We start from the raw sequence: 24981 nt of genomic DNA, 5'->3' as shown, positions 1-24981 counted from the left end.
GCGCAGTGTCACTGCTGACGTCCCGTCAGTTCCGCCCAGCGACGTTCGAGACGCTTGTCCGAGACCGGCGCCAAGGTGCCGAGCTGCTGGGCAAATAACGACACCCGCAACTCCTCGATCCACCAGCCGAACTCGATGAAACGTGGGTCGCGACGCCCCTCGCGCCGATCGGCCTCGAGGCGCGCGTGCAGGCGCTCCTCGAATTCATGCACCTGCTGCATCGCGGCCTGGTCACGGTTGCGTTCACGCGGCGCCTTTTCGAGGCGGATCAGCGCTGCTTGCATGTAGCGCGGATACTGCTCGAGCCAGGCTTCAGCGTCGCTGATGAAGCCGGGATACACCAGACGTCCCATCTGGGCTTTCAAATCACTGTAGACCAAGGCCAAGGACAAATTGAGGTTGCCCTTGAGCGCCTTGGTCACTTCAAGATGCCCCTCCAGGGCCTTCTGGAGGGTCGCGATCAGGGATTCGGCATGCGCGACGAGCTCGCCTCGCGTGACCTCGATGCGCGCCTCCAGGGCCTGGCGATCACGCGGCAACGGATCCACGGCGACAACTTGCAGGAAGACCGCCTCGATCAGGTCGTCGACGAGTTGTTGTTTGCTGCCCACCTTGGCGAACAGCAACGCACAGCGGTCAACGCCCTTGAGCTCGCGGGCAAGATAGCGCACCTGCTCGGGCAGGCGCAGCATCGCTGCGCGCTTGACCCCATGACGATGCACCGCGTGTGCCTTGTCTGGATGATCGAAGGATTCAATCGCCAGACTCTCGCCCTGATCGACCAACGCCGGATAGGCCTCGACGCGAATCCCCGCCTGCTGTGTGGAACGCGATTCGGGGATCGCCTGTGCCGGTAACTCGTCCAGCGCCTCAGCCGTCGGCCCACTCGCCGCCAGGGCCTTCGCGCCTTGACTTGCCGCCTCATCGAAACGCTGCTTGAGGGCGCTCAAGTCACGCCCTTCGCCGAGCACCTTGCCGTCATGATCGACCACGCGCAGATTCATGACCAGATGCGCCTCGAGGGCCTCGGTATGCCAATCATCAGGGCCCAAGCGCACACCGGTGCGTCGACGCAGGAACTCGCCCAGCGCCTCGGTCAACGGACGCTCATCGGGCACCAGCGTTGCCAGAGCAGCATCTACCCAGTCGGGAATCGGCACCACCTGGCGGCGAATCGCCTTGGGCAGCGTCTTGAGCAGCGCGATGCACTTCTCGCGCAACAGCCCCGGCACCAACCACTCGAGTCGCCCTTCGGGCAGTTGCGACAGCATCGCCGCCGGCACCGTCAAGGTCACGCCGTCGTCGGGCTGTCTCGGCGCGAAGTGATAGCTAAGCGGATAACGCACGCCATTGTGTACCAACACATCGGGATAGGCGTCCTGCGTGATTTCCTCGGCGTCGCGCGCCATCAACGTGTCACGGTCGAGCTTGAGTACGTCGGGTGCCTCGCGCTCGGCCTTCTTGCGCCAGCGCTCGAAGCTACGCGCGCCCGCGACATCCGCCGGCAAGCGCGCATCGTAGAAGGCGAACAGCGTTTCCTCGTCGACCAGAATATCGCGCTTGCGGGCGCGGTCTTCGAGTTCCTCGACGTCGTCGATCAAGGCGCGATTGTGCTGGAAAAAATCGGCCTGACTGCGATACTCGCCTTCCACCAGAGCGCGGCGTATGAATATCTCGCGTGCCTCCACCGGCGCCACCTTGGCATAGTCGACGCGCCGCCCGGTGACGATAGGCAGGCCGAACAACGTGACCTGCTCGAAGGCGACGACCTGGCCGCGCTTCATTTCCCAATGCGGCTCGCTGTGGCTACGCTTGATCAGATGCTCGGCCATGGGCTCGACCCAGGCCGGCTGTATGCGTGCCACGTCACGCGCATAGAGTCGCGAGGTTTCCACCAGCTCGCCGGCCATGACCCACTTGGGCGTTTTCTTGGCCAGCCCCGAGCCGGGATGAATCATGAACTTGCGATTGCGCGCCCCCAGATACTCGCGATTTTCCTGCAGCGTCCCCAGATGCGAGAGCAGCCCCGACAGCAGCGCCTTGTGCAGGCGTTCGCCATCGACGCGCGGATGCGCCGTCGCAGGGGCGTCTTCCTTGGGTGGCAGCACCGCGCTGGAGGACTCAAGCCCCATGTCGCGGGTCAATTGCTTGAGCTGTCGGAAGGTATCGTGCCACTCGCGTAGTCGCAGATAACTCAGATAATTGTCACGGCACCAACGCCGCAGTTGGTTGCCGGACAATGTCTCGCGCGCATGCTCGACGCCATGCCAGAGATTCAGCCACGCCATGAAATCGGACTCGGGGTCCTGCCACTGGCGATGCTTCTCGTCCGCCGCCTGGCGCTTGTCGGCCGGGCGGTCACGCGGGTCCTGAGCGGCCAACGCGCTGACCACGATCAAGGTTTCGCGCAAGCTACCCTGCTCGGCGCCGGCCAGCACCATGCGCGCTAGGCGTGGGTCGATGGGCAAACGGGCCAGGCGCCGCCCCAGCTCGCTCAGGCGATTGTCGGCCCCCACGGCCCCCAGTTCGTAGAGCAGGCGATAACCGTCCTTGACGAAGCGCGAATCCGGCACGTCGACGAACGGAAACGCTTCGATATCGCCGAGTTTCAGTGCCAGCATCGACAAGATCACCGAAGCCAGATTGGTGCGCTGAATCTCGGGTTCGGTATAGGTCGGCCGCGCCAGGAAATCTTCCTCGCTGTAGAGGCGGATGCACACGCCCTCGCTGATACGCCCGCAACGCCCCTTACGCTGGTCGGCGCTGGCCTGGCTAACCGGCTCGATGGGCAGCCGCTGGACCTTGGCGCGGTAGCTGTAACGGCTCATGCGCACCAGACCGGGATCGATGACATAGCGAATGCCCGGTACGGTCAGTGAGGTTTCGGCGACATTGGTGGCCAGCACGATGCGGCGTCCGGTGTGCGACTGGAACACGCGATTCTGCTCGGCATTGGAGAGTCGCGCATAGAGCGGCAGGATCTCGGTGCCCCGCAGATCGGCACGCCGCAAAGTATCCGCCGTCTCGCGGATTTCCCGCTCACCGGGCAGAAAGATCAAGACATCGCGCGGCCCGCTGAACCAGCGCCGTTCGCGCTCGATGGTCTCGATCTCTTCCACCGCATGCAGGATGCCTTCCTGCAGGGAACGGTCTTCCTCGTCATCGGCATCGCGGACCAGCGGCCGATAGAGCACATCCACCGGGTAGGTGCGCCCCGACACCTCGACCACCGGTGCCGGTTTGCCTTCACGCCCGAAGTGTTGGCTGAAGCGCTCGACATCGATGGTCGCCGAGGTAATGATGATCTTGAGGTCGGGCCGGCGCTCGGTCAGGCGCTTGAGATAACCGAGCAGGAAATCGATGTTGAGACTGCGCTCGTGAGCCTCGTCGATGATGATCGCGTCATAGCGCGTCAGATCCGGATCGTTCTGCGTCTCGGCGAGCAGGATACCGTCGGTCATCAGCTTGACCAGGGTGCGCTCGTCAGTCTGGTCGGTGAAACGTACCTGGTAGCCGACCTGCGACCCCAGCGGTACTTCCAGTTCTTCGGCGAGGCGCGTGGCCACGGTACGCGCCGCCAGACGCCGGGGCTGCGTATGGCCGATCAGGCCACGCCGTCCCAACCCCAACTCGAGACATAGCTTGGGCAGCTGGGTAGTCTTGCCCGAGCCGGTTTCCCCCGCCACCACGACGATTTGATGTTCGTCGAGCGCCGCCAGCAAGTCGTCGCGCCGCTCGGCCACGGGCAGGTGCTCGGGATAGTTCAGCGTCAGCGGCTGGGCACGCCGCGCCGCCAAGGCCTCGCGCGAGCGCGCCAGATGCGTCTCGATCTCGCGTAGCGAACGGTCGATGGGTTTACCGCCGCGCGCGCGTCCTACCAGCTTGTCTAGACGCCGCCCTTGATCGTAGGCATCACGCAGCAGGCAGTCGTCGAGTTGCGCGCGCAGGTGCGCCAATTGATCGTGGGAATCGCTCGTCGGTGTCGTGCTCAAGGGCGCCTCATCAAATCAGCAAAACGGCTCGCCTCCATGGGAAGGCGAGCCGTCAATTGTAACGCCAAGGCCGACCTCGCGCCTATGTTGCCCGATCCCCCGGCACCGATTCTTTGCCGCCCTGGTCATCGCGGAGTTCGCGGCGCAGCACCTTACCGACGTTGGTCTTGGGCAGCTCATCGCGAAACTCGATGAACTTGGGCACCTTGTAGGCGGAGAGTTCCTGTTTGCACCAGGCGCGCAAGGTTTCGGCATCCAGCGTCTCGTTGCGGCTCACCACGAAGAGTTTGATCGCCTCGCCGGAGGCATCGTCGGACACGCCGATGGCGGCGACCTCGATCACATCCTCGTGCGTGGCGACCACGTCCTCGACCTCGTTGGGATAGACGTTGAAGCCGGAGACGATGATCATGTCCTTCTTGCGGTCGACGATGCGCACGTAATCGTCGTCCTGAATCACGGCGATATCGCCGGTGCGAATCCAACCCTCGGCGTCCAGCGTCTTGGCGGTATCCTCGGGGCGATTCCAATACCCCTTCATCACCTGCGGGCCCTGGACGCACAACTCGCCGGGCTCGCCCCGCGCGACCTCTTCGCCTTCGGGCCCGACCACCTTGATCGAGGTACCGGGCACCGGCTTGCCGATGGTGCCCAGTTGAATACCGTCCGGCGGATTGACGCATACGATGGGCGAGGTCTCGGTCATCCCATAACCTTCCAGGATCGCGCAGCCCGTGACCTCTTCCCAACGTTTCGCGGCGGCCTTGGTCAGCGCCATGCCACCGGAAATGGTCAGCTTGAGGCGCGAAAAATCCAGGGCGCGAAAGTCCTCGCGCTGACACAGCGCGTTGAATAACGTATTGAGCCCCACGAAACCGGTGTACTCGGTCTTGCGCAGCGTCTTGATGAAGCCGTCGATATCGCGCGGATTGGGAATCAGCACGGTGTGATTGCCGGTGACCATGGTGAACAGGCAATTCACCGTGAAGGTGTAGATATGATAAACGGGCAGCGGTGCGATGATCGTCTCGCGCCCTTCCTCGATCAGTCCGGCGATCATCTGGCGAGTTTGCAGCATGTTGGCGATCAGGTTGCGATGCGTGAGCATGGTGCCCTTGGCGACGCCGGTGGTACCGCCGGTGTACTGCAATACGGCCACATCATCGGTCTGGCATGTCGCGGCGTCACTCGACTGCTCTCGCCCGCGCGTCAGAGCATCGCGAAAGCGTGTCGCCTCGGGCAATGTGTAGCGCGGCACCAACTTCTTGACGTGCTTGACCACGGCATTTATCAGCGTGCGCTTGGGAAAGTCATGCATGTCGCCGAGTTCGGTCACCAGCACGTGTCGAATCGCCGTGCGCGGCAGTATTCGCTCGAGCTTGTCGGCCATGTTGGCGAGAATCAGGATCGCCTTGACGTCGGCATCCTGAAATTGATGCGCCATCTCGCGCTCGGTATACAGCGGGTTGGTATTGACCACCACCAGCCCGGCACGCATGGCGCCGAAGATCGCCACGGGAAATTGCAGCACATTGGGCAACTGGATGGCGATGCGGTCCCCCGGCACGAGGTCGGTTTCCTCGCTGAGCCAGGCGGCGAAGTCCCGCGAGAGGCGTTCGAGTTCCGAGTAGCTCAGCGTTTGCCCCATGCAGGTGAACGCCGGCTTGTCGGCGAAGCGCCCGCAGGTGTGGACGAAGACCTCGTTGACCGAGGCGAACTCCTCCATTCCTTCGAGAGGCGGACCGGAAACGACCGGCGAGGTGGCGTGGCTCATCGTATATCTCCGCTGACCGAATCGACTTAATGGCGCCGACATTTATTATTGAATCTCGCGCCTGGGCCATGCTGAAAAACACAGGCTTTCCGCAAGATAGCGCGACACCCGCCACGACACCAGCCGCTTCGGCGCGCGTGATGAAACATTGTTCGACATCTGTCGGACAACATCATTGGCGGTGCCGTTTCCGTTATAACAGGCCAGCAGGAATTAAAACAGTCGATTGAAACTAACGTTCAACACCGTCCATCGACACATATTCACAAAGAACGGTTCACAAAGAACGGCTCACAAGGAACGGACGACAAAGAGCCCCGGCAATGATGCCGAGGCTCTAAACCTTGCTGGTTGTTATACCTGCGGTTCGTGGCGCCGCCGATGATGACGACGTCGGGAACGCCGGCGCAGCCTCCACAAGAGCACCAGCGCCAGTAACAGCGCGGCGAACACCGCCCAGGTCGTGGGGCGCTTGGCATAGGGTTCGACATGCGGTCTCAGCGCCTGCCACTCGTCGCCGGCCTTATCCCATAGTGCGCTGGCAAGAACGGTCAAACTGCTCTCTTCGCGCGCATCGCTTTCGTCATCTTGGGTGGCGGCAGTAGCGTCGTCCGGTAACGCTTCGGCCCGCGGCCCATCGCCATCGACATCGGCCCCGGAGACGCCGATACGCGCCTCGGGGTTGAGGCGCAGCGCGGGTAAGGCAATGGACCAGGTACGATCATCGAGTGTCACCGACACATCGAGATCCAGCGGCACCGATTGTTCGGGATCGATCTCCGGCAGCGCGACCTGCCATGTCCGCTCGCCATCGGGCACCACGTCGAGCGTTTCGCCCAACAGGTTCGCCGATATCTGCGTGTTGTCGACGTTCAGGCGCGGATGCTGCGCTTCCAGCGTGACCTGCGTGGCATCGTCGTTCAGCGTCGCGCTTACGGGAGTGACGACATTGACGCCCTGCACGCGCTCGCGCTGCCATGAGTCGCTATCGGCGTTGAGCACCAAGCGAGCATTGCCTGCCTCCTCGGGGGCCGCCAGCGTCCCCGTGAAGTGCCCATCGTTGTCGGCTTTCAAGGACGTGGAGGCCAGCGTTTCGTCATCGAGCCCGCGCAACGCTCCCCGCAGGCGTACGTCTTCGGGCAACGTATCGCCCTTGAGAATATCGCCATCGCGGACCAGCCAGGCATCGATCGGCACTTCGAAGCCCAGATACAAAGTCGGCGGCAGCGTGTCACTGCGCAATTGCAGCGGCGACTCGATGCTCACGCGGCTATCGCGTCCCACCGGCCCCTCGATATGCCACTCGCCCACCTGTGGCTCGGGCACGCGGATCAGGTCATAGCGCGGGTTGCTCTGCCAGAGCATATCGTCGGGATGATCGTCACGCGTGTAACGCTCACCGTCGGGGCCCACCAAGGCGAGTTCGGGCGCGTCTTCGTCGTGAAACAGCAGCGCATTGAAGCCCTCGACCTCGTCATCGACATCGAAGCTTCCCTTTTCAAGCGGCAACTGGTCGCTGGGCACGATGCGCTCGAGCACATCGAGAAACGCCCGCAACAATGCTTCCGGTGTTTCGGCCACCGCTGCCAAGCCACCTGTGGCCTGGGATATCCGCTCGAGCAACTCGCGATCCACGTTATGCGATAGAGCGATGGTATGCACCACCACATCGCGCGAGGCCAGCTCAGGCGCCAGCGAGGTCAGCAATGTCTCGCGCGACGCCGTATCGCGGGTACGTTTTCCCTCACCACTTCCCGGCAGATCGACCATACCGTCGGTCAACAGCACCACATGGCGTTTACCTCCCGGCGTGTCGGTGGCGTCACGCAGCACCCCTTCGATATCCGTGAACTGCTGATAGTCAACCAGTTGCGGGGCCAGCGACCGAGCACGTCGCCGCCATTGGGCGTCGACCTTGCCATCGGGCAAGGGATTGCGCACCTGCGAACCAAACGTCCACACCGAGCCACGCGTCTGCGAGGGCAACAAGGTCGCCGCCAGTTGCAGGGCCGAGGCCCTCAAGTTAGCGGGATCGTTGGCCTTCATGCTCCCCGAGACATCGAAAATCATGCGGACATCCGGTGTCTGGGATGCGGTAGAGTCCTGTGCCCAGGCGAGGGGCGAGAGCCCTCCGCCTACGCACAACAACAGAAACGCGAACAGCGCTCGCATGACCCTTCCTTCTTTTGTAATACGAATAATCAGAGAGTGTCAGTTGAGCACTGGCTCACGACGCCGAGCGTCGTCGTCCCGCGCATTTCCAGAGGTCGACTTACGCTGCTTGTCACCACCGCGTGGCCCGTCGTTATCATCACCGCTATGGCGCCGCCGGCGCCATATATACAGCAGCGCACCGAGCACACCGCCTATCGCCATGCCGACCAACAATAGCGGCGTGGCCACGGCAAGCTGTCCACCATCGCCTTGCAACACACCCACCGCAGCGACGACGATAGCCGGCGCGAGACCGGAATAATGCTCACCGTCTTCCAACAAAGGCGAGGTAAATGGCGCCACCGCCCATAACATCCCCGCGACTACACCCGTCACGACCCAACGCGGTAGCTTGGGCAAAAAGCGCACCCCGAGGTAGCCGGTGACCAGTACCAGCAGCGATAATACAAAGTAACTCAGCCACAACTGTGGCAGGGAATCGGAAATCAGCATCGCGTCCTCTCGCGTTCGATCTTTCTTCGACATGGTACACCGCTGCACATGAAAGCACAGCCGCACATCCCTGCGCTTCACGACGCGACCCAACTCTCGCCGGTCGCACGCTTCAAACGCAAGGACGATCCTCACTGGCATTGGCTGGAGAATCGCGACGACCCCGAGGTGGAGAGCTTTCTCGAGCAGGCCAACGCAGAGTCCACCGCCTGCTTCGCGCCCCTCGAGCCGCTCGTCGAGACGCTCTACGCTGGCCACCTGGCGCGTCGCGAACTGGCCGTCGATGGCCTGCGCACGCCACTCGATCACCATACCTATTGGAGCGAGACAGCCCACGACGCCGACTATCCGATATGGTGGCGCCACCCCAATCACGACGCATCTCAGCGTGAATGCGTGCTCGATGTCCAGGCCCGCGCCCTGCATCACGACTTCATGGAAGTCGCCGACATGGCCATCGCCCCCGATGAAAGCTGGCTAGCGTGGACCGAGGACACCAACGGCGACGAGAATTTCGACCTCTTCCTGCGCGCCCTGCCCGGCGGCGAACCCCGATGTCTGCTGACCGACATAGGTCCCGAGCTATGTTGCGCCGAGGACAACCGCAACCTGCTATTCACACGCTACGACGACACGCAGCGCCCCGACAGCATCTGGCGGCTGGATATCGAAAGCGGCAAAAGCGCGTGTCTGTTCCGTGAAATGGACGCCGAGTTTTGGGTGGGGCTCGGCAAGACCCGCTCACGCGCATGGCTGGTGCTGGAAACCGCCTCCAAGGACACCTCTGAGTGCCATCTGATCCCCGCGGCAGCGCCCGATGCGCCGCCGCGCTGCGTACGCGAACGCGTTAAAGGCGTTGAATACGGCCTCGAACATCGCCCCGGTCACTTTTACATCCTGCATAACCAGGGCGCACCGCACTTCCAGCTCGACGTCGCGACCGAGTCCACGCCGGGTGGCTGGACACCGCTGCTCGATCACCAGGAGCACCTGACGCTGGAAGGCGTCGATGCCTTTGCCTGGGGACTCGTCATCACCGAACGCGATCACCGCGAGGCCCAGGTGCATCTCAGTGTGGTCGCGCTCGATACGGATACGCCGATCAAGCGTCGCCTGCCGCTGCCCGAAGCTCCCTGCAGCCTGGTACTGGGCGATACACCCGACTTCGACACCCGCCGCCTGCGTCTACACGAGGAATCGTTCACGCTGCCGCCACGCTGGATCGAGCACGATCTCGATACCGATGTGCGCCGCCTGCTCAAAGCCCAGCCCGTGCACGGCGATCTTGCCCCGGCGCAACTAGTATGCCGCCGCCTGTGGGCCGAGGCACACGACGGAGAACGCATCCCGGTCTCCGTCGTGGCACGCGGCGACCTTATCGAGCAAGGCCCCCTGCCGACGTTGCTCTATGGCTATGGCGCCTACGGGGAAGTGCTCGATCCGTGGTTTTCCGTGGCGCGGCTCGAACTACTGTCACGGGGCGTGGCGTTCGCCGTCGCCCATGTGCGCGGTGGCGGCGATCGGGGCGAGCCCTGGTACTTGGCCGGCAAGCTGGCGCACAAGGAAAACAGCTTCCGCGACTTTCTCGCCGCGCGTCATGCCCTGGTAGCGAATGGCGTGGCAGATACCCATCGCATCGCCGCCTATGGCGCCAGCGCCGGTGGGCTGCTGGTGGGTGCCAGTCTCAATCTCGAGCCGGACGCGTTCTGTGCCGCCGTGCTCGACGTGCCATTCGTCGATGTGCTGCGCACCATGGAAAACCCCGATCTGCCGTTGACGACCGCGGAATACAGCGAATGGGGCAACCCCAATGAACCCGAAGCGAAACGCCGCATACGCGACTACTCGCCCCTCGACAACCTCGTCGCGCAGCCTTATCCCACGCTGTTCCTGCAAGGCAGTTGGCATGACTCACGCGTGCCCTACTGGGAACCGGCCAAGCTTTACGCGCGCCTGACCGAGATCGTCTCACAACTGCCCGCCGCCGAGCGCCGCCCAATCATGCTACGCACTGACATGGCGGCTGGGCATGGGGGTGCCTCGGGGCGCTTCAAGGCCTGGCACGACAATGCCCGCCAGGATGCCTTCCTGCTTTGGGCTCTGGGCCTCACCGACAACGAAATATCCGCTGAGGGCGCGGACTGACGCCCATAATGAAGAAGGCCCCGTACCGGGGCCTTCTTCATATCAATCACCTCTCCATGCCACCGAACACGTCATTGGCACGGAATGATGTCGATGATGTGATCCTCGAGCGCCTCATCGGCCACCTCACACTCACTCACCGCGAAGTGACGCACGCTCTTCTGCTTGCGATGCATACGCCGTGCATCGCCCGCGTTCAGCGGATGCCAGGCCGCGAGTTTGCGCCCCTCGGCCAATCGACGATAGGCACACGACGCCGGTAGCCAATGAAACGCCGCCAGGTTGTCTCGGGTCAACTTGGTGCATCCCGGCACGTGCTCGAAGCGATTTTCGTAATCGCTGCAACGGCACGTATCGATATCCAGCAGCTGGCAGGCCACGTTGAGCGTGGCGACATCGCCGCTCTCTTCGTCTTCAAGCTTGAGCAGGCAGCACAAACCGCACCCGTCGCAGAGGGCTTCCCACTCTTCATCGTCGAGCTCTTGGAGGGAAAAGCGCTCCCAGAAACGTTCACGCATGAATCAGTACCGTGCCTCAGTGGGCGCCTTGTATGAATCCAGCATGTAAGACTCGCGCGCCGGCGGCATCTGCAGGTAGAAGCCTTGTGTCTCGATGGCGGCCAGCACGTCGCTCGCCTTGGCCCGCGCTAGCGACTTGTCGTCACCGAGCATCATCACGGTCACCGATACCGGTTTGCCGAACCGCTCGAGCAGGGCTTCGGGAACATCCGTTAGCCCTCGTGCGCGATCCACGTATAAATACATCTCGTCGCGACGCGGGCTCTTGAAGATTTCACAGAGTCGTTTGGGCATCGTCTTCGCCTCTCAGTGATCGGCCAGTGCCTGGGTGAACGCCTCGGCCAGCAAGGTGCCACGCCAACCCTGGGGTAATGACAGCGGCACGCCATCCAGATCCGCCATCACCAGGGCTTCGAGATCGCGGCGATTGGCCAACACCTCAGGGGCGATGTCCAGGCGCTCTGCTTCGCGGTTGACGACAGTCTTGAGCGCCTTGAGCCGCGTCTTGAACGCCGCTGAATGCGGTGGTGGAAGCGGTGCCGGCAATGCGTCGTCATCGAGGTGAACGGCTTCCTGCACCATCGCCAGCAACGTATCGCCGTCATGTTTGATCAGTTTGGGCCTGACGCCTTCGACGGTCGAGAGCTGATAGCGGTTGTGCGGCATTTCCACCGCGATCGCGAACAGCACCTTATCGCTCGCCAGCCAGCCTCGAGGCAGATCGCGAAGGCGCACCTCGCCTTCGCGCCAACGCGTGAGCGCCTGATAAAGCGCCAGCTGACGCGGCTCGAGACGCCACAACTGGCGATGACGACGATACCACTGTTCATCGGCATCGCGATCGCGACGGTTGGCCTCGCATAGGCGCGCGCACTCTTCCTCCAGCCAAGCCAGGCGTCCCTGTTGTACCAACGCGTCACGCTGCGCCTGCCAAACGAGCGGCAGATAGACCACGTCCAGCGCGGCATAGCGTAGTTGTGAGTCGGACAAAGGACGTCGCAGCCAATCCGAACGCGTTTCTTCCTTGGGCAAGACATCGCCGGTCCAATGCTCGACCAGCCGCTGATAGCCCAGCGACGCCTGAGTACTCAGCAAGCTTTGAGCTACCTGCGTATCGGCGATCGGCGCAACGGCCACATCCGCCCAACTCTCCAACACTTCGAGATCCTCGCCGCTGGCATGCAGCAACTTGAGCGGTCCGCCGGCACCCAGGAGCGTCTGCAGAGCACTATCGGCCGCCACGACTTGCGGATCGATCAGGAAAACCTCATCGCCGCCGGCGTAGAGCTGCACGAGCGCTGCAATGGGAAAGAACGTCGACTCGCGGTGAAATTCCGTGTCCACCGCTAGCCAATCGGCGTCGGCTAGCGTCTCACACGCCTCGGCCAGCGCAGTGGGCGTTTCCACCCAGCGAATCTCGAAACTCGGGGGCATCCCGTATCCTTAGTTGACGATAATGAGGGTCAGCTCGATTCTTGCGCGAACGGCAAACGACCATTGAAGGCGCGGCTCAGCGTGCCGCCATCCACGTATTCCAGCTCGCCCCCCATGGGCACGCCATACGCCAGGCGCGACAGACGCACGCCAGTCCCGCGCAGTTGTTCGGCGATATAGTGCGCAGTGGCTTCGCCTTCCACGGTGGGATTGGTGGCCAAGATCAATTCCTCGATAGCGCCGTTTGCGAGCCGCTCATCGAGCTGATCGAGCCCAATGTCCTCGGGGCCGATGCCGTCCAGCGGCGACAAATGGCCGTGAAGCACGAAATAGTGACCGCGATAGCCGCCGGCCTGCTCGATCGCCAGCATGTCGGCCGGCGATTCGATCACGCACAGCAGCCCTTCATCGCGCCGCGCATCCTCGCAAATGGTGCATAGCGGCGTTTCGGTCAGCGTTCGGCAGCGCTGACAATAGCCAACCTGCTCCAACGCCTCGCCCAACGAGGCAACAAGCCGACGGCCGCCATCGCGGTCGCGCTCCAGCAGATGCAGCGCCATGCGCTGCGCGGTCTTGGGACCCACGCCCGGCAACACACGCAGCGTCTCCAGCAGTTGATCGACGAGAGGAGAAAACGCCATCGCTTAGAACGGCATCTTGAAGTCCGCCGGCAGGTTCATCCCGGCGGTGACTTCTTCCATACGCTCCTTGGATGTCGTCTCGACCTTGCGCACCGCGTCGTTGACGGCGGCAGCCAGCAAGTCCTCGAGCAATTCCTTGTCCTCTTCCATCACCGAGGGGTCGATATTCACGCTACTCACGTCGTGGCGACCGTTCATGGTGACTTTGATCATACCGGCCCCGGCCTCGCCCGTGACTTCGGTTTCGGCGATTTCCTCCTGGACCTTCTGCATCTTTTCCTGCATTTCCTGGGCCTGTTTCATCATGTTGCCCATTCCGCCCTTCATCATGGTCATATCCTCAAGGAGTTCTAAAAAGTCAAGGCCGCCAACGACTTACGCATCGGAAGCGGCGCCATCGTTCGGCGTCACGCTGCGTTCCAACAAGTGGGCGCCAAAATCATGTTCTAGCATCTGAATATGCGGGTCGCGGCGCAATGCTTCAACCGCTTGGGCATGACGCTCTCGCGCCAGCCGCTCACTTTGCGAACGCGGTGTATCCAGCTCCTCGGGCAGGGCCGCGACCGTGACATTCAAACGCCGCTCGACGCCCTGATCGGCCAAAGCCTTGGTGAGACGCTCGATGTGGACATCGGCCAGCATCGCCCCCTGCGAGGGGTCCAGCCGTAGCGCCAGCGTTTCGCCGTCGTCGTGCTCGACGATGCAGTGCGCCGCCAGGTTACGCGTCAGGCCACCCAGCGGCAGCGACTCGAAAACCGCCAGCCAACGCGCGTGGTCGAAAGTCCCCGTCTCGGGCCTGGCGGCGACAGGCGCCGGCGTCGAGGGCTCGGGATCAGACTCATCCGCCTCTTCAGTGGCACTCACCGCCGGAGGCTCCGGGGCAGCCGCAGGTGGCTCGGAGGCGGCTGGCGCCGCCGCATCGTCGAGCGCCCAAGGCGGTGCATCGTCCACATCGGCAACGCCAGCGGCGTCCGCCTGGCGTTGCGCCTCGTCTTCGAGCGCGGCATCGACAGCGTCATCAGGGGCTTCGGCCACCGGAGCCGGCATCTCCTCCTCTACTGCGGGCGTCTCGACTTCAGGTACGGCGGCCGCAGGCAGCTCGTGCGGTGCATGGTTACCGCTATCACCCGCTACGGGACTGCTATCATCCGCCGCGGGCGCCTGAGTCACGGGAGGTGACGGCTCGCTAGACGAAGGGGCGACGGCAGGCGACGGCTGGCTAGGTGCAGGCTCAGCCGCTGCGGGCTGGCCGGGCGCGGACGCCGCCGGCGTGCTCGCTGCGGCCTCGCCTTCCGCCGCACCACGAATCGGCAACGGCGTCTGTGGCGGCTTGGGTACGCCCTGGGGGCGGAATGCCAGCATGCGCAGCAGCGTCATCTCCAGCGCAGTACGCGGGTCCGGCGCGCTCTCCATGTCGCCGCGCCCTTGCAGCGCGATCTGGTAATAGAGCTGCACATCCTCAGCGGTGAAGCGCGCGGCCAACGGCAGCAGGGTATCGCGGTCGCCGTGGCCGTTATCCAGCGCATCCGGCACCATCTGGGCGATGGTCAGGCGGTGGAAGATGCCGGCCAGATCGTCGAGGATACCGCCGAAATCCGGCCCCTGCTCGGCCAGGCTGGCGACTTCTTGCAGCACCCGCGCGGCATCGACCTCCGCCAGCGCCTCGGCCAATGCCAACAGGTGACGATGATCGAGTGTGCCCAACATGGCCGCGACATCGGCATGACGCACCTCACCCTGCCCGAAAGCAATGGCCTGGTCGGTCAGACTCAAGGCGTCGCGCATCGAGCCCTCGGCGGCCTTGCCCAGCAACCACAGCGCTTGCTCGTCGAAGGTCACCGACTCGGCTTCGAGAATATGCGTCAGATGCCCGACCACGCGCTCCGGCGGCATATTCTTGAGCGTAAACTGCAGGCAACGCGAGAGTACCGTCACCGGGAGCTTCTGCGGATCGGTGGTCGCCAGCAGGAACTTGACGTGGGGCGGCGGCTCCTCGAGCGTCTTGAGCAGCGCATTGAAACTGTGCGAGGAAAGCATGTGCACCTCATCGATGAGGTACACCTTGTAGCGCCCCTGGGTCGGCGCGTACTGCACGTTGTCGAGCAGCTCGCGCGTATCCTCGACCTTGGTGCGGGACGCGGCATCGACCTCGATCAGGTCGACAAAACGCCCCTCGTCGATCTCCCGGCAGGTTTCGCATTCACCGCACGGTACCGAGGTCACGCCCTGGCGGCAGTTCAGGCACTTGGCAAGAATCCGTGCCAGCGTCGTCTTGCCGACCCCGCGCGTGCCGGTAAACAGATAGGCATGGTGAAGACGCCCCTGATCGAGCGCATTGACCAGCGCACGCGAGACATGCTCCTGGCCAACCAGTTCGTGAAACGTGCGGGGGCGCCATTTGCGGGCCAGAACCTGGTAACTCATACCGTCGGGATGTCCTTGCAGATCGGGCCGATTCCCACCTGGCAGCACCAAGCACTCGACACAGAGGGGAAGATCGTTAAAGCGTCCATTCTAGCGGGTAGCGAGAACTTCGACGAGGGGCGAGTCGACATCGAGGTCGAACAGCAATACGGGGAGACGAAATGGAGGCGGCCCCATCAGCCACATCCCGGCACATTATTAGCCAAAAATACCGATTGGCTTCCGATTAATGGCGACACCTTAACAACTTGATAAAAAAGACTTTTCTAGCTATCTGTCCGTGAAGACCTATCTACAGCTTACCATAGAATTAGGCATGAGGGGCACCCTGAATGGACCACCATTTTGGACCACCTCAAGCGTCATGAATGGTTCTCATTATCGCTCTTTTTTACGGTCTTTGGAGCAACCCAAATACAGCCCTAGCCCTCCTAATCGATCCCTCCGTTCTTCCCTGTCACGCTTGAAACGCTTGGTCGGTTTCCTGTTGGTGTTCACGGCTATATCGCCATGCTTTTCAAAGTCAGTTGTGGTTGGAAAACTCATGTGGTCGATCCTCCTTTAATATCTAATGATTCTCATTTGCCTTCACGGGCTGTATAAGAGCTTTTAGTTGGGGCTTGATGCCTGATAAGCCATGGTTTACACCTAGGCCAAATCAAAAACATTCCGATAGGTACGCTATGAAATTGCAAACCTTAGCCATCGTCCTACTCTCGCTGCTTCCTGCCGTCAGTCATTCTGCCTCTTACATAACTGAAGAATTCAAACAAGGAACCTCCATATCCGTTCTATACACATGCGCCATCATTGGACATAAAACGGGCAAGGCCCCCGACTCCTTAATACTATTATCGAAAACGGTAAACGCAGCTAATATCGAAACAGAAAAATCTGGAAAATTACTAGACGATGCAAACACATGGTGGGAAGAAGAAAGCCAAAACTATTATTTAGACAGCATGTGGCAAGGTATGTGTGAACGCCCCATGAACAACATACGTAGGACATTACAATAGCTATTTAATTTCCTGAGTCACTCAAAGTTCACATGAGCCATTGTAAGGGGTTACTGGTAGGAAGGCCCTGCTTGCCCCATTGAAAGCCCTTGTGTGGCTTGTGCGGGCGCTCTCGCCCTATGTGTAGCTAGAGTTTTGGTCTTCCAAGTCATTCCCGCTCTATCTGACTTGGAATTATTGCTTATGCGGCTTCTGAAAATATTACTTGTTCTTCGATACGCTCAACCTCTCTCACCAGTCCAGCATCAAATTCTGGCGCTATGCTCTGGTAGGCTTCGACCAAATAAGGCATACACAAGCCAAGAGCCTGCTTGTAGCGTCTGGCCTGCCTCTCACCGACATTGATAACCTGCTGAACTCCTTTGGTTGTGATTTCTTTAAGCTCACGCAAGCAATAGAGCATGGAAAGGACACTCAGGCTGTCAGCGTTATTTTTCGACTGCCACAGACCACGAAGATATTCGTTCCTTGTCACACCAGCGGGTGAAAGAAGCCACTCCCCGTCATCATCATGTTTCCTGACCGTGAAAGCCGCGTTCAACTCCTGTTTTGAATTACGGTCGCATTTATCAAATAAGACTCTCCAAGTCATTACAACAGGGCATTCGACAACTGGATTCGGAGCAACGATCTTGTCTGAGCGATGCTTCCTTGAATACCAATTGAGCCTTGCCACACCCTCCAATACGTTCAAGGCTTCATCAGGAATGTCGGAAACTTCCATGCAACACCACATGAAATCCAGAACCTCATTCGTGATACTAGAAGGCTTTGGGCCACGTTTTGAATTACGGTCGCATTTATTTAAATCAATTCCCAGTGAATTATCAAGTTCGATTTCAAGAGTCTCGAAGGCTACAATACAGTTCCTTGATTTGGTCCTTGTAAGCCTTGCCTTGAGTGCTGGCATATCTTCAGGATGATACACATCGGTATGTTCTGTCATTAATTAGCTCCTTCTTATATTTTAGGCATAGCGTCTCCCACAGTTGGAATAACCGTGTTGCAAATTTGCCATGGTATTGAAGATTTATCGAAGAAAAGAAATGAGTGAGGTAAGACCCCTCACGACTCAAATACCCTTCAAGAAAATCTTCAGTGTTATTGAATATGTATCGGTAGATGGCACATGAAGAACACAGTCGTTTCACTCCGTACCGTTGTGCTCACGCGATACGTATTAAATATCCCTGTCGAGCATTTGCCTTGCGGCAGTATTCGACAAGACTCAGTGAGATTTCAGGCACAACTTATACCCACCAGTCAAAAGCTGAAGTGACAGTGTTTAATAAGCTAAGCCTGATGCAAGTCGAGCAGACACAAGAGAAGCCGGCAATGACCGTAGTGGTCAATCCGGTTTGTGGTTAAATCTCAACTTTACATCTTCAATGTAGCACAGATGAGAGTGATTGTCAATCGACAATTGAGGTTACACCCTGTCGAAGCCCTGCCGTTGCGGCAATCTCGACAAGTTTCTAGTTTCTAGCTCCCTTTCGAGTGGCACGATGTACGATGCACTCTTACCCGTGCCTTCCCTTCAATAATGTTTCAAACACCTTCAAGCACTGCCAGCCGTATGCCATACCTGTCGAAGCCCTGCAACTCGTTGAGAACACCCTCCCCTATTAACTCCACACGGCCTACACAAGCGCCGTAGATGAATTTTACAAACTTCCCGACTGCATCGTTTTAACTCTACTCACAACCACTCACAGGCCCCGCAGTGACCGTATTGTTATATATTTACAAATGATAAACATCCTCATTTGTATTGACATTTAGGCAAAGTTCTGTTACCATACTTATAAGATGGAGGAAAGCAAAAAACACCTTCCTCTATATCTCCTTCTAGCTTATTTCCAGCCATCTCATTGATTTGGGATGGCCGCTTTTGCTCGTTTATTTCACACCAACACAGGGGAGGCCCAATGAAAAGTCAGTCTACCGGGGATAACTCCCCTCAGATTATTAACGATTGCTTGAAGATTCACAGTGCTTCAAAGTTCTATAGCTTCATGAACAAACGTAACACCGCAAAGTTCACCAAGGGAGAATATAAGAAGATCTCCTTACTAGTCGATCAAATTGATTATGAGAACGTCATTCTAATGACTCGCAAGGGATTGTGTGAACTATTCGGCTGCAAAATCAACAATATTAATCGCACCCTACGGAACATAGATCACTTGATAGAGTATGAAACATCATGGGGTAACGATGAAGTTCCTCGTGGTTATATTAGGATCGTGGTAAATCCAGCATACGGCTGGAAACAGAGTGACAGACTCACGAGAGAACAAGCCATCCACAAATGGTATCTCATCCGTGGCCTGTCCGAGACTTCAAAGAAAGATTTCTATTGCACTACGCAATATCAAGAGTTACTTGATTTCACCTGAATGGTTGCCTCCGTTCAGATGTTAGCTGGCGGTTTTTCGTGTCAATATTGGCTGCCAGCCCCTCCTAGGGAGTTGCTTTAGTCTCCCTACCCAAGCCCAGCGAATATTGTCTTCAGTTTGTACACGGTGTTGTGAGCCGTGTTTTCGCTGGCCTCTAGTCATGCTTGTCTTAACCTTGCATGACTTCCCTAGAGCGGCTTACAACTAAACTGGCAATGTTATGGGGGCATTTCATTGTCGGCACCTCCTTGTAAGTCGCTCTACCTATTTCGTGGTTCATCGTGCCTTACGATGATACTTAGTGGAAAGTTGCGGTTCTACAGCATTTTCCTTCAATGCTAATTTATATTTATCACTTCTTTTCATCCCTCCGAAAAGTCGCTCTCCTTCTAGCGTCCTTAGATACAGGGCGGGTAGCCCCCGCCTTCTTTTTATTATTCCTCACCCCTTGTTGTGGGGTTTACCAGCAAGGGAGTCTTGAAAATGGCTAAAAAGCCCTACCAGAAATTAGACGATATACCAGCACACGTTTTCAGCAACAGAATGCTGACAGAGACACCAAGCCCTGAGCTTCGTGAATACCTACGTTACATGCTCGACCATCACCCCGACGATCTTTATTACCTGTACCAGCATTCTCAAAAGTACAAGCACCATGGCGGCGGGTGGCACATGGATTTCAAACGATGGCGAGGGAAGCTCGACAACGATCTAACAAAACAGGGAGCCTAACATCATGGTGAAATTCACCACACAAGAGACAACCCCAATTCACGTAGAAAACACGATTCTCCGTGAGACAAAGAAAGACTTGAGCATCGATAATGCTTTCCGCACGTTCCACGACATGGGATTCGACCCTGTTATTTCAGGTTCAATGCTTTTTATCAAGTCAGTCCTAGCCAAGAAATTCAAAATTAAGTATCACCCCAAAAGCACTACACGAGAGAAGGCAGTAATCGACGCTCTCAATACTTCGCTCGATAACCTTTCTCCATATGACATAAAGCGTTTCATGTACCATGTGCTTAGCTGTCTCGAATACGGTTCAAGCCTTCAGGAAATGGTCTTTGAGCGTGTAGACGGTTATCAAGTCTTCAAAGGATTCAGCCCTATTCACCTGAGCACAGTGAACCGCTTTCAGTTCAATCGTGGTGAGCTTGAAAAGGTTATTCTCGATCCAGCCGAGAATGATGGCCTTATCGAGCGTGTCGAGGAACAACAGAAAGAGATTGACGGCTCCAAGCTGCTTCTATTCAGCGTTCAGCCTTCTCAGGATTCCCCACTTGGTCAGAGTCTATTGAAAGGCTGCTACACGGCTTGGAAAGAGAAGAATGTGTACCGGGAGTACAGCCTAATCGGAACCGCTAAGAACCTGTCTGGCGTCCTGAGTGTTTCTCTCCCGTCAGAGTACATTACCAAGTACCTGACAGAGCCAGCCAGCGATGAAGCTGTTTACGTTGATTCGCTATTGCAACAAGCCGAGATGATGCACGCCGGGAAATCAAGCTATGTTGTCGTGCCCTCAGACGTGTACGAAGGCGGCCAGCAGCAGTTCCAGGTAGACACCATTGGTGGTGATACTAGTAACGACTATCGCGTAAATGACTCCATTGAACGTTGTAACCGTGAAATTATGCTCTCTCTCCAATCAATGCTATTGAGTCTCGGACAGGAAGGCGGCGGATCGGGGAGTTTCGCCCTTTCAGAGTCAAAGACCTACTTGCTAACGCTATTCGCCAAGTCTATTCAAGATTCAATCGCTGGTGTGTTCAAGAAAGCTATTCGAACCGCTTTCGAATTGAACGGAATCACCAGCCGTAACATACCTGATATTGAGTTTGAAGAAATCGAAGATGTTGATTGGGATACGTTCACTTCAGGTTGGCAACGTCTGCTAACGGCTGGCGGTGTAAACCCCGGTGAGAAGCTTGAAGACTTCTTCAGGGAGAAAGGCGGCGCTCCTACTTCAGCCAATGACCAGCCACGATTGGAGGATATTCGATGATTGATCCAAACACAGACATTGGAAGAACACGCCTCCTAACTGGTGATACGGCTACTGAAGAACTCGACCAGTATCTTCCAGATAATATCTATGACTGGTTCCTTCAGGACAACGAAGGGGACGTGTATGAGGCTGCAATAGCAGCCCTTGAGACGATCATTAACCAGTTGTCGTTAACCCCTGAAAGGTGGCGTATCGGTGACGCAAGTGAGAACAGAGCCAATATAGACACCCTAGAAAAGCGTCTCGACGCTCTCATCCTCAAGCGTAACCGGGTCAAAAAGACACCTGTTCCGATCCTCCTAAACACAGACAGAAAGGATTGGAGCGACTTTGAAGCCATCTTTGGAGAATAATTAATGAGCATCCTGAAGCGACTACAGGAATACCGAAAGCCTAAACGGAAACAACCAGAGCAGGAAGAGCAAGATACCGAAGATGAAAAAGACCTTGCTCAAATCGAAGAAGAGACAAGGCAACGTATTAAATCCTTCCTGTACGAAGACAGACTTGTCGAAGAACTTCTTCCCGCCTTCATGGCACTCAACGAATCGGAACACGCTGAAACCTTCTATGAGCTTATCGAAGCCAAAGAAACGGAATTGAATAACGTGTTGGACAACCCTGAATCATTCGAACAGGACTCAGACCCCGATAACGTTGAAGACCTACCAGAGCAGGAAGAAGAAACAGACGAAACAGATTACGTCTACCAAATCCTTGAACAAAAGTATGGAGAATGATCAATGGCTAAGATTGAAACCAATGTAACACAGAATGAAGGCTGGCTTGCCCAGCTTAACGGAGACTATGAAGTCCCGTTTGATGAAGTCGAGATTACTGCTAGTGGCGCTCTCGAATCAGGAACCGTTATGGCTACCGCTGGTAGTGCCGTAAATGGTTCAACTACCAATGTGCTAGGGATTCTTGCCGAAGACAAGCCGGCAGGCACCAAGCATTGCCGTGTAATGACTCGTGGCAATCCAAGCACTGTTAATGGCAAGGCACTTATTTATGGCAACGCTACCGTGGCTGACGTGAACAGCAAGCTTGAAGCCAAAGGCATCGTTGTAATCAACAAATAAAACAGACACAGGGAGAATAATTAATGAGTATTCTGAATAACACTGAAGTCCAGTCACAGACTGAGGCGATCAACAAGATCAAACCGCAGCCGGGCCTATTCGGCTCTCTCGGGCTCTATCGTGAACAGATGGTAGGTAGTGACGCGATTAGCTTTGACGTTCGTGATAATAACCTCCACGTCCTCTCAGACCATCTTCGGAATGTCGCCGAGAAGAACGTAACTGGTGAACGTCCGTATGATGTGCATACGATGGCACTACCCCACTACCCCGTTACTCGCACCATTGGCCGCGAGCGTCTGGCTGGTATTCGTGGCTTCGACCAGCAGAGCGAACAAACCGTTGCTCAGGCTGTCGCTGAAGAACTCGAAGTCCAAGTGGAACATCATGAGCTTCACCTAGAATATCTTCAGGCGCTTATGACTCTGACCGGACAGGTTGATACAGACCACTACGGTACTATCGATATGGCTACTGAATTTGGCGTCTCTCGTCCTACTCAGGCGCTTAACGATGGTTCCCTGACCGCTGACCTACGCGCAGCACAGCGAGTTTCCAAGGCTGGCCTTACCAACGGTGGCCGTATCGGTGGTTATATCCTGTTTGCTGGTGTCGATATGTTCGACCACATTGTCGGCTCTAGCGATGTTCAACAGGCTTATCAGTTCGACAATAGCGGTAATAACCCGCTTCGTCTTGAACTTGGTACTGTCGCCAATGGCTACAGCATGTTCCAAATGGGTAACGTGTCAGTGGTCCAGTATGATGACAGCTTCCAGAAAGCCGATGGTTCTACCGTCGATGTACTGACACCTGAAGCCGGTGTACTGGTTCCCCGTACCAAGCTGGGACGCGCCTTCTTCGGTCCTGAAAGCACCCTTGGCGGTCTTGGTAATGGTGGCGCTCGTCGTTTCGCCCGTAGCTTCCGCGATCCGCGCGATCGTTATGTTGAAGTTTCCAGCGAACAGAACAGCCTGATCGTTGCTGAACAGTTTGGCGCAACAGTGGAACTCTCCATTGGTACAGCCGCTTAATTGTTAGAGCTTTAGTAAGTTTTCCCATCGGAGCGTATAGCTCCTACCTGAATCTTTGTTGAACCAATCAAGTACAGATAAGGAAACGGATTCCAAGTCTGTATAGGACTTACTATTGCTCGAAACATAGTGAGCCGTCAAGGCTTACAGCCTAGGGGGAGTTGGGTTAAAGCCCTTCTCCCTTTTTTAATGCCTTTAATATCCGTTTGTGTTGCTCTCTCAGGCTTTTGAATATCCATATCAAGGCATCCATACCAATTAGTTATTCAAAGCCCTTAGAAAGCCGCATAAGAACACATACAAGGAGGAATAATGCCAAGAAAGAACACAAGAAACTATACCTTTTACCATAATCAAGAATCCCTATCAGAAATCCCGGTTATCGCACCCCTTTCAAAGAAACATGAACTCTATCTGAACGATGAAACTAATGACATTATCGTTTTCGGTGGCGCTGCCGGAAGTGGCAAATCCCAGCTCTCATTAATGAGGATTCTTCAGGCTGCCTTGTACGATTCCGATTATGTAGCGGGCATCTTGAGGAAGTCACAGCGAATGGTTAAAGGCGCTGGCAGTCTATGGGAGACAGGAAACAAACTGTTCAAGCCCCATGGTGTTACCAGCAACTCTATTGAAATGAATTGGCGCTTTCCTTCAGGTTCCTTTGTGAAAGCCCACTATCTGAATAACAACACTGACGATATGCAAGGGACACAGGTTACTGAATGGTTGGTTGATGAAGCCGCTCAGTGTGACGAGTCTGACGTGTGGTATCTCACCTCTCGCCTACGCTCTCAGAGTGATAGGAAGCACCAACTAAGAATGACGTGTAACCCTGACCGTGACAGCTTCCTTTGTGAATGGCTTCAGAAAGGCGGGTATCTATTGGAAAGTGGTTTACCCGATCCTGATATGGATGGTGTGACAACCTACATGCTCCAAATCAACGGGAACTTTGAGTTTTACAGTACTAAGGAAGAAATCAAAGCCCTTTACGGTACTGAGGCACAGAAACACGCCCTTTCCTTCGTGTTCTACGCTGCGAACATTTATGACAACCCTTATATGGTCAAACACCAGCCTGACTATGTGTTCAAGCTTGAGAACATGAAACGCCTTGAGCGTGAAAGACTACTTCTAGGTAATTGGTTCGCCACACAAGGCTCAGAAGGCTTTCTAAGGCGCGATCATTTCAAGGAAGTGTCATTGTCCGATGTTCCTTTGGATGCTCCTACAATGCGCTGTTGGGATATTGCGGGCACACTTCCAAGTGAGAGTTACCCTGACCCTGACTGGACTCGTGGTATCAAGTGTAGCTATGACAAGGAATCAGGTTGCTTTTACATTCTCGATATGGAAAGCATGAGGGATCGTGCCGCACACGTTGAAAAGCTAATGCTCGATACCGCTCGAAGGGATGGTAGAGACGTTTACCAAGGTATCCCACAGGATGCGGGGGCTTCAGGGAAACAAGTAGCACAGAGCAAGAAAGCTCGCCTCCTAGCACAAGGCAACAGAGCCGTTATTTGTAAGACCAGAGCATCCAAGCTGAACCGAGCCCAGGACTTCATGATTGCCGCTCAGGAAGGTTCTGTGTTCATTGTCAAAGGCGTATTCAGTTCAGACAACTATCGAGAGCTTGAAGCCTTCGATGGTAACAAGAACAACGGTGCGCACGATGACGTTATCGATACCCTTTCCGATTGTTACAACCAGCTTACCAAGGGAAATTTAATCAGCCCTATCAGGGTAAGTAAGGACAACAAGCGCCTTCAATCCCTTGGTGGCTCAACTCTATTATAAGTGAAACTTTAGCTCCTAGACGAAACTATAAGGATTCA

General features: G+C 57.0%; 20 protein-coding genes. 9 read left to right on the top strand and 11 right to left on the bottom strand.

Annotated elements, in window-relative coordinates:
- Positions 1 to 8: 8 nt before the first annotated feature.
- The 4 genes from hrpA to KZO83_RS04555 form a co-directional block, all read right to left on the bottom strand.
- Positions 9 to 3992 (bottom strand): ATP-dependent RNA helicase HrpA, encoded by a 3984-nt coding sequence (gene hrpA / locus KZO83_RS04570; RefSeq protein ID WP_247619914.1) that lies wholly within the window; start codon positions 3990 to 3992, stop codon positions 9 to 11.
- 82 nt (positions 3993 to 4074) lie between these two features.
- Entirely contained in the window at positions 4075 to 5766 is a 1692-nt protein-coding gene (locus KZO83_RS04565; RefSeq protein ID WP_040243837.1) for an AMP-binding protein, read from the bottom strand.
- 354 nt (positions 5767 to 6120) lie between these two features.
- Positions 6121 to 7938 (bottom strand): VWA domain-containing protein, encoded by a 1818-nt coding sequence (locus tag KZO83_RS04560; protein ID WP_247619913.1) that lies wholly within the window; start codon positions 7936 to 7938, stop codon positions 6121 to 6123.
- A gap of 39 nt (positions 7939 to 7977) precedes the next feature.
- Positions 7978 to 8433 carry a hypothetical protein gene (locus tag KZO83_RS04555; protein ID WP_178998079.1) on the bottom strand — a complete coding sequence of 152 codons (456 nt, stop codon included), beginning with the start codon at positions 8431 to 8433 and terminating at the stop codon, positions 7978 to 7980.
- Between the two features lie 48 nt (positions 8434 to 8481).
- On the opposite strand from KZO83_RS04555, the gene KZO83_RS04550 reads away from it, so the two are divergent.
- Positions 8482 to 10578, top strand: a complete 2097-nt coding sequence (locus tag KZO83_RS04550) for a S9 family peptidase (RefSeq protein ID WP_247619912.1) — start codon at positions 8482 to 8484, stop codon at positions 10576 to 10578.
- A gap of 71 nt (positions 10579 to 10649) precedes the next feature.
- Here KZO83_RS04550 and KZO83_RS04545 read toward each other — a convergent pair whose 3' ends face one another.
- The 7 genes from KZO83_RS04545 to KZO83_RS04515 form a co-directional block, all read right to left on the bottom strand.
- Positions 10650 to 11096: a YcgN family cysteine cluster protein gene (locus KZO83_RS04545; RefSeq protein ID WP_247619911.1), complete on the bottom strand. Its 447-nt coding sequence runs from the start codon at positions 11094 to 11096 to the stop codon at positions 10650 to 10652.
- Positions 11097 to 11099: 3 nt separating this feature from the next.
- Complete coding sequence (locus KZO83_RS04540; protein ID WP_247619910.1) at positions 11100 to 11390, bottom strand: YcgL domain-containing protein; 291 nt, start codon at positions 11388 to 11390, stop codon at positions 11100 to 11102.
- Between the two features lie 12 nt (positions 11391 to 11402).
- Positions 11403 to 12530: a ribonuclease D gene (gene rnd, locus KZO83_RS04535; RefSeq protein WP_247619909.1), complete on the bottom strand. Its 1128-nt coding sequence runs from the start codon at positions 12528 to 12530 to the stop codon at positions 11403 to 11405.
- Positions 12531 to 12559: 29 nt separating this feature from the next.
- The gene (recR, locus tag KZO83_RS04530; RefSeq protein WP_247619908.1) at positions 12560 to 13171 is read right to left on the bottom strand and encodes a recombination mediator RecR; all 612 of its coding nucleotides are present in this window, start codon (positions 13169 to 13171) and stop codon (positions 12560 to 12562) included.
- A gap of 3 nt (positions 13172 to 13174) precedes the next feature.
- Positions 13175 to 13501: a YbaB/EbfC family nucleoid-associated protein gene (locus tag KZO83_RS04525; protein WP_040243846.1), complete on the bottom strand. Its 327-nt coding sequence runs from the start codon at positions 13499 to 13501 to the stop codon at positions 13175 to 13177.
- Between the two features lie 45 nt (positions 13502 to 13546).
- Positions 13547 to 15595, bottom strand: a complete 2049-nt coding sequence (dnaX, locus tag KZO83_RS04520) for a DNA polymerase III subunit gamma/tau (RefSeq protein ID WP_247619907.1) — start codon at positions 15593 to 15595, stop codon at positions 13547 to 13549.
- A gap of 1200 nt (positions 15596 to 16795) precedes the next feature.
- Positions 16796 to 17560 (bottom strand): hypothetical protein, encoded by a 765-nt coding sequence (locus KZO83_RS04515; protein WP_247619906.1) that lies wholly within the window; start codon positions 17558 to 17560, stop codon positions 16796 to 16798.
- Between the two features lie 982 nt (positions 17561 to 18542).
- Here KZO83_RS04515 and KZO83_RS04510 point away from each other — a divergent pair.
- The 8 genes from KZO83_RS04510 (at position 18543) to KZO83_RS04475 (ending at position 24943) form a co-directional block, all read left to right on the top strand.
- Complete coding sequence (locus KZO83_RS04510; protein WP_247619905.1) at positions 18543 to 19013, top strand: hypothetical protein; 471 nt, start codon at positions 18543 to 18545, stop codon at positions 19011 to 19013.
- Positions 19014 to 19496: 483 nt separating this feature from the next.
- On the top strand, positions 19497 to 19745 hold the full coding sequence (locus tag KZO83_RS04505) for a hypothetical protein (protein WP_247619904.1): 249 nt from the start codon (positions 19497 to 19499) through the stop codon (positions 19743 to 19745).
- 4 nt (positions 19746 to 19749) lie between these two features.
- A complete protein-coding gene (locus KZO83_RS04500; protein ID WP_247619903.1) occupies positions 19750 to 21021 on the top strand; it encodes a phage portal protein family protein in 1272 nt (423 codons plus the stop codon).
- A complete protein-coding gene (locus KZO83_RS04495) occupies positions 21018 to 21377 on the top strand; it encodes a hypothetical protein (protein WP_247619902.1) in 360 nt (119 codons plus the stop codon). Before KZO83_RS04500 ends, KZO83_RS04495 begins: the two co-directional genes overlap by 4 nt.
- A gap of 3 nt (positions 21378 to 21380) precedes the next feature.
- The gene (locus KZO83_RS04490) at positions 21381 to 21764 is read left to right on the top strand and encodes a hypothetical protein (RefSeq protein WP_247619901.1); all 384 of its coding nucleotides are present in this window, start codon (positions 21381 to 21383) and stop codon (positions 21762 to 21764) included.
- A gap of 3 nt (positions 21765 to 21767) precedes the next feature.
- On the top strand, positions 21768 to 22106 hold the full coding sequence (locus tag KZO83_RS04485; RefSeq protein ID WP_247619900.1) for a hypothetical protein: 339 nt from the start codon (positions 21768 to 21770) through the stop codon (positions 22104 to 22106).
- A gap of 23 nt (positions 22107 to 22129) precedes the next feature.
- Positions 22130 to 23140: a major capsid protein gene (locus tag KZO83_RS04480; protein ID WP_247619899.1), complete on the top strand. Its 1011-nt coding sequence runs from the start codon at positions 22130 to 22132 to the stop codon at positions 23138 to 23140.
- A 312-nt stretch (positions 23141 to 23452) separates the two neighbouring features.
- Positions 23453 to 24943, top strand: a complete 1491-nt coding sequence (locus KZO83_RS04475) for a terminase large subunit domain-containing protein (RefSeq protein WP_247619898.1) — start codon at positions 23453 to 23455, stop codon at positions 24941 to 24943.
- Positions 24944 to 24981 lie beyond the last annotated feature (38 nt).

The organism is Chromohalobacter moromii (assembly GCF_023091865.1).
Classification (GTDB): domain Bacteria; phylum Pseudomonadota; class Gammaproteobacteria; order Pseudomonadales; family Halomonadaceae; genus Chromohalobacter; species Chromohalobacter moromii.
Note: the sequence above shows the minus strand (reverse complement) of the source record. Positions and strands in the feature narration are given on the sequence as shown.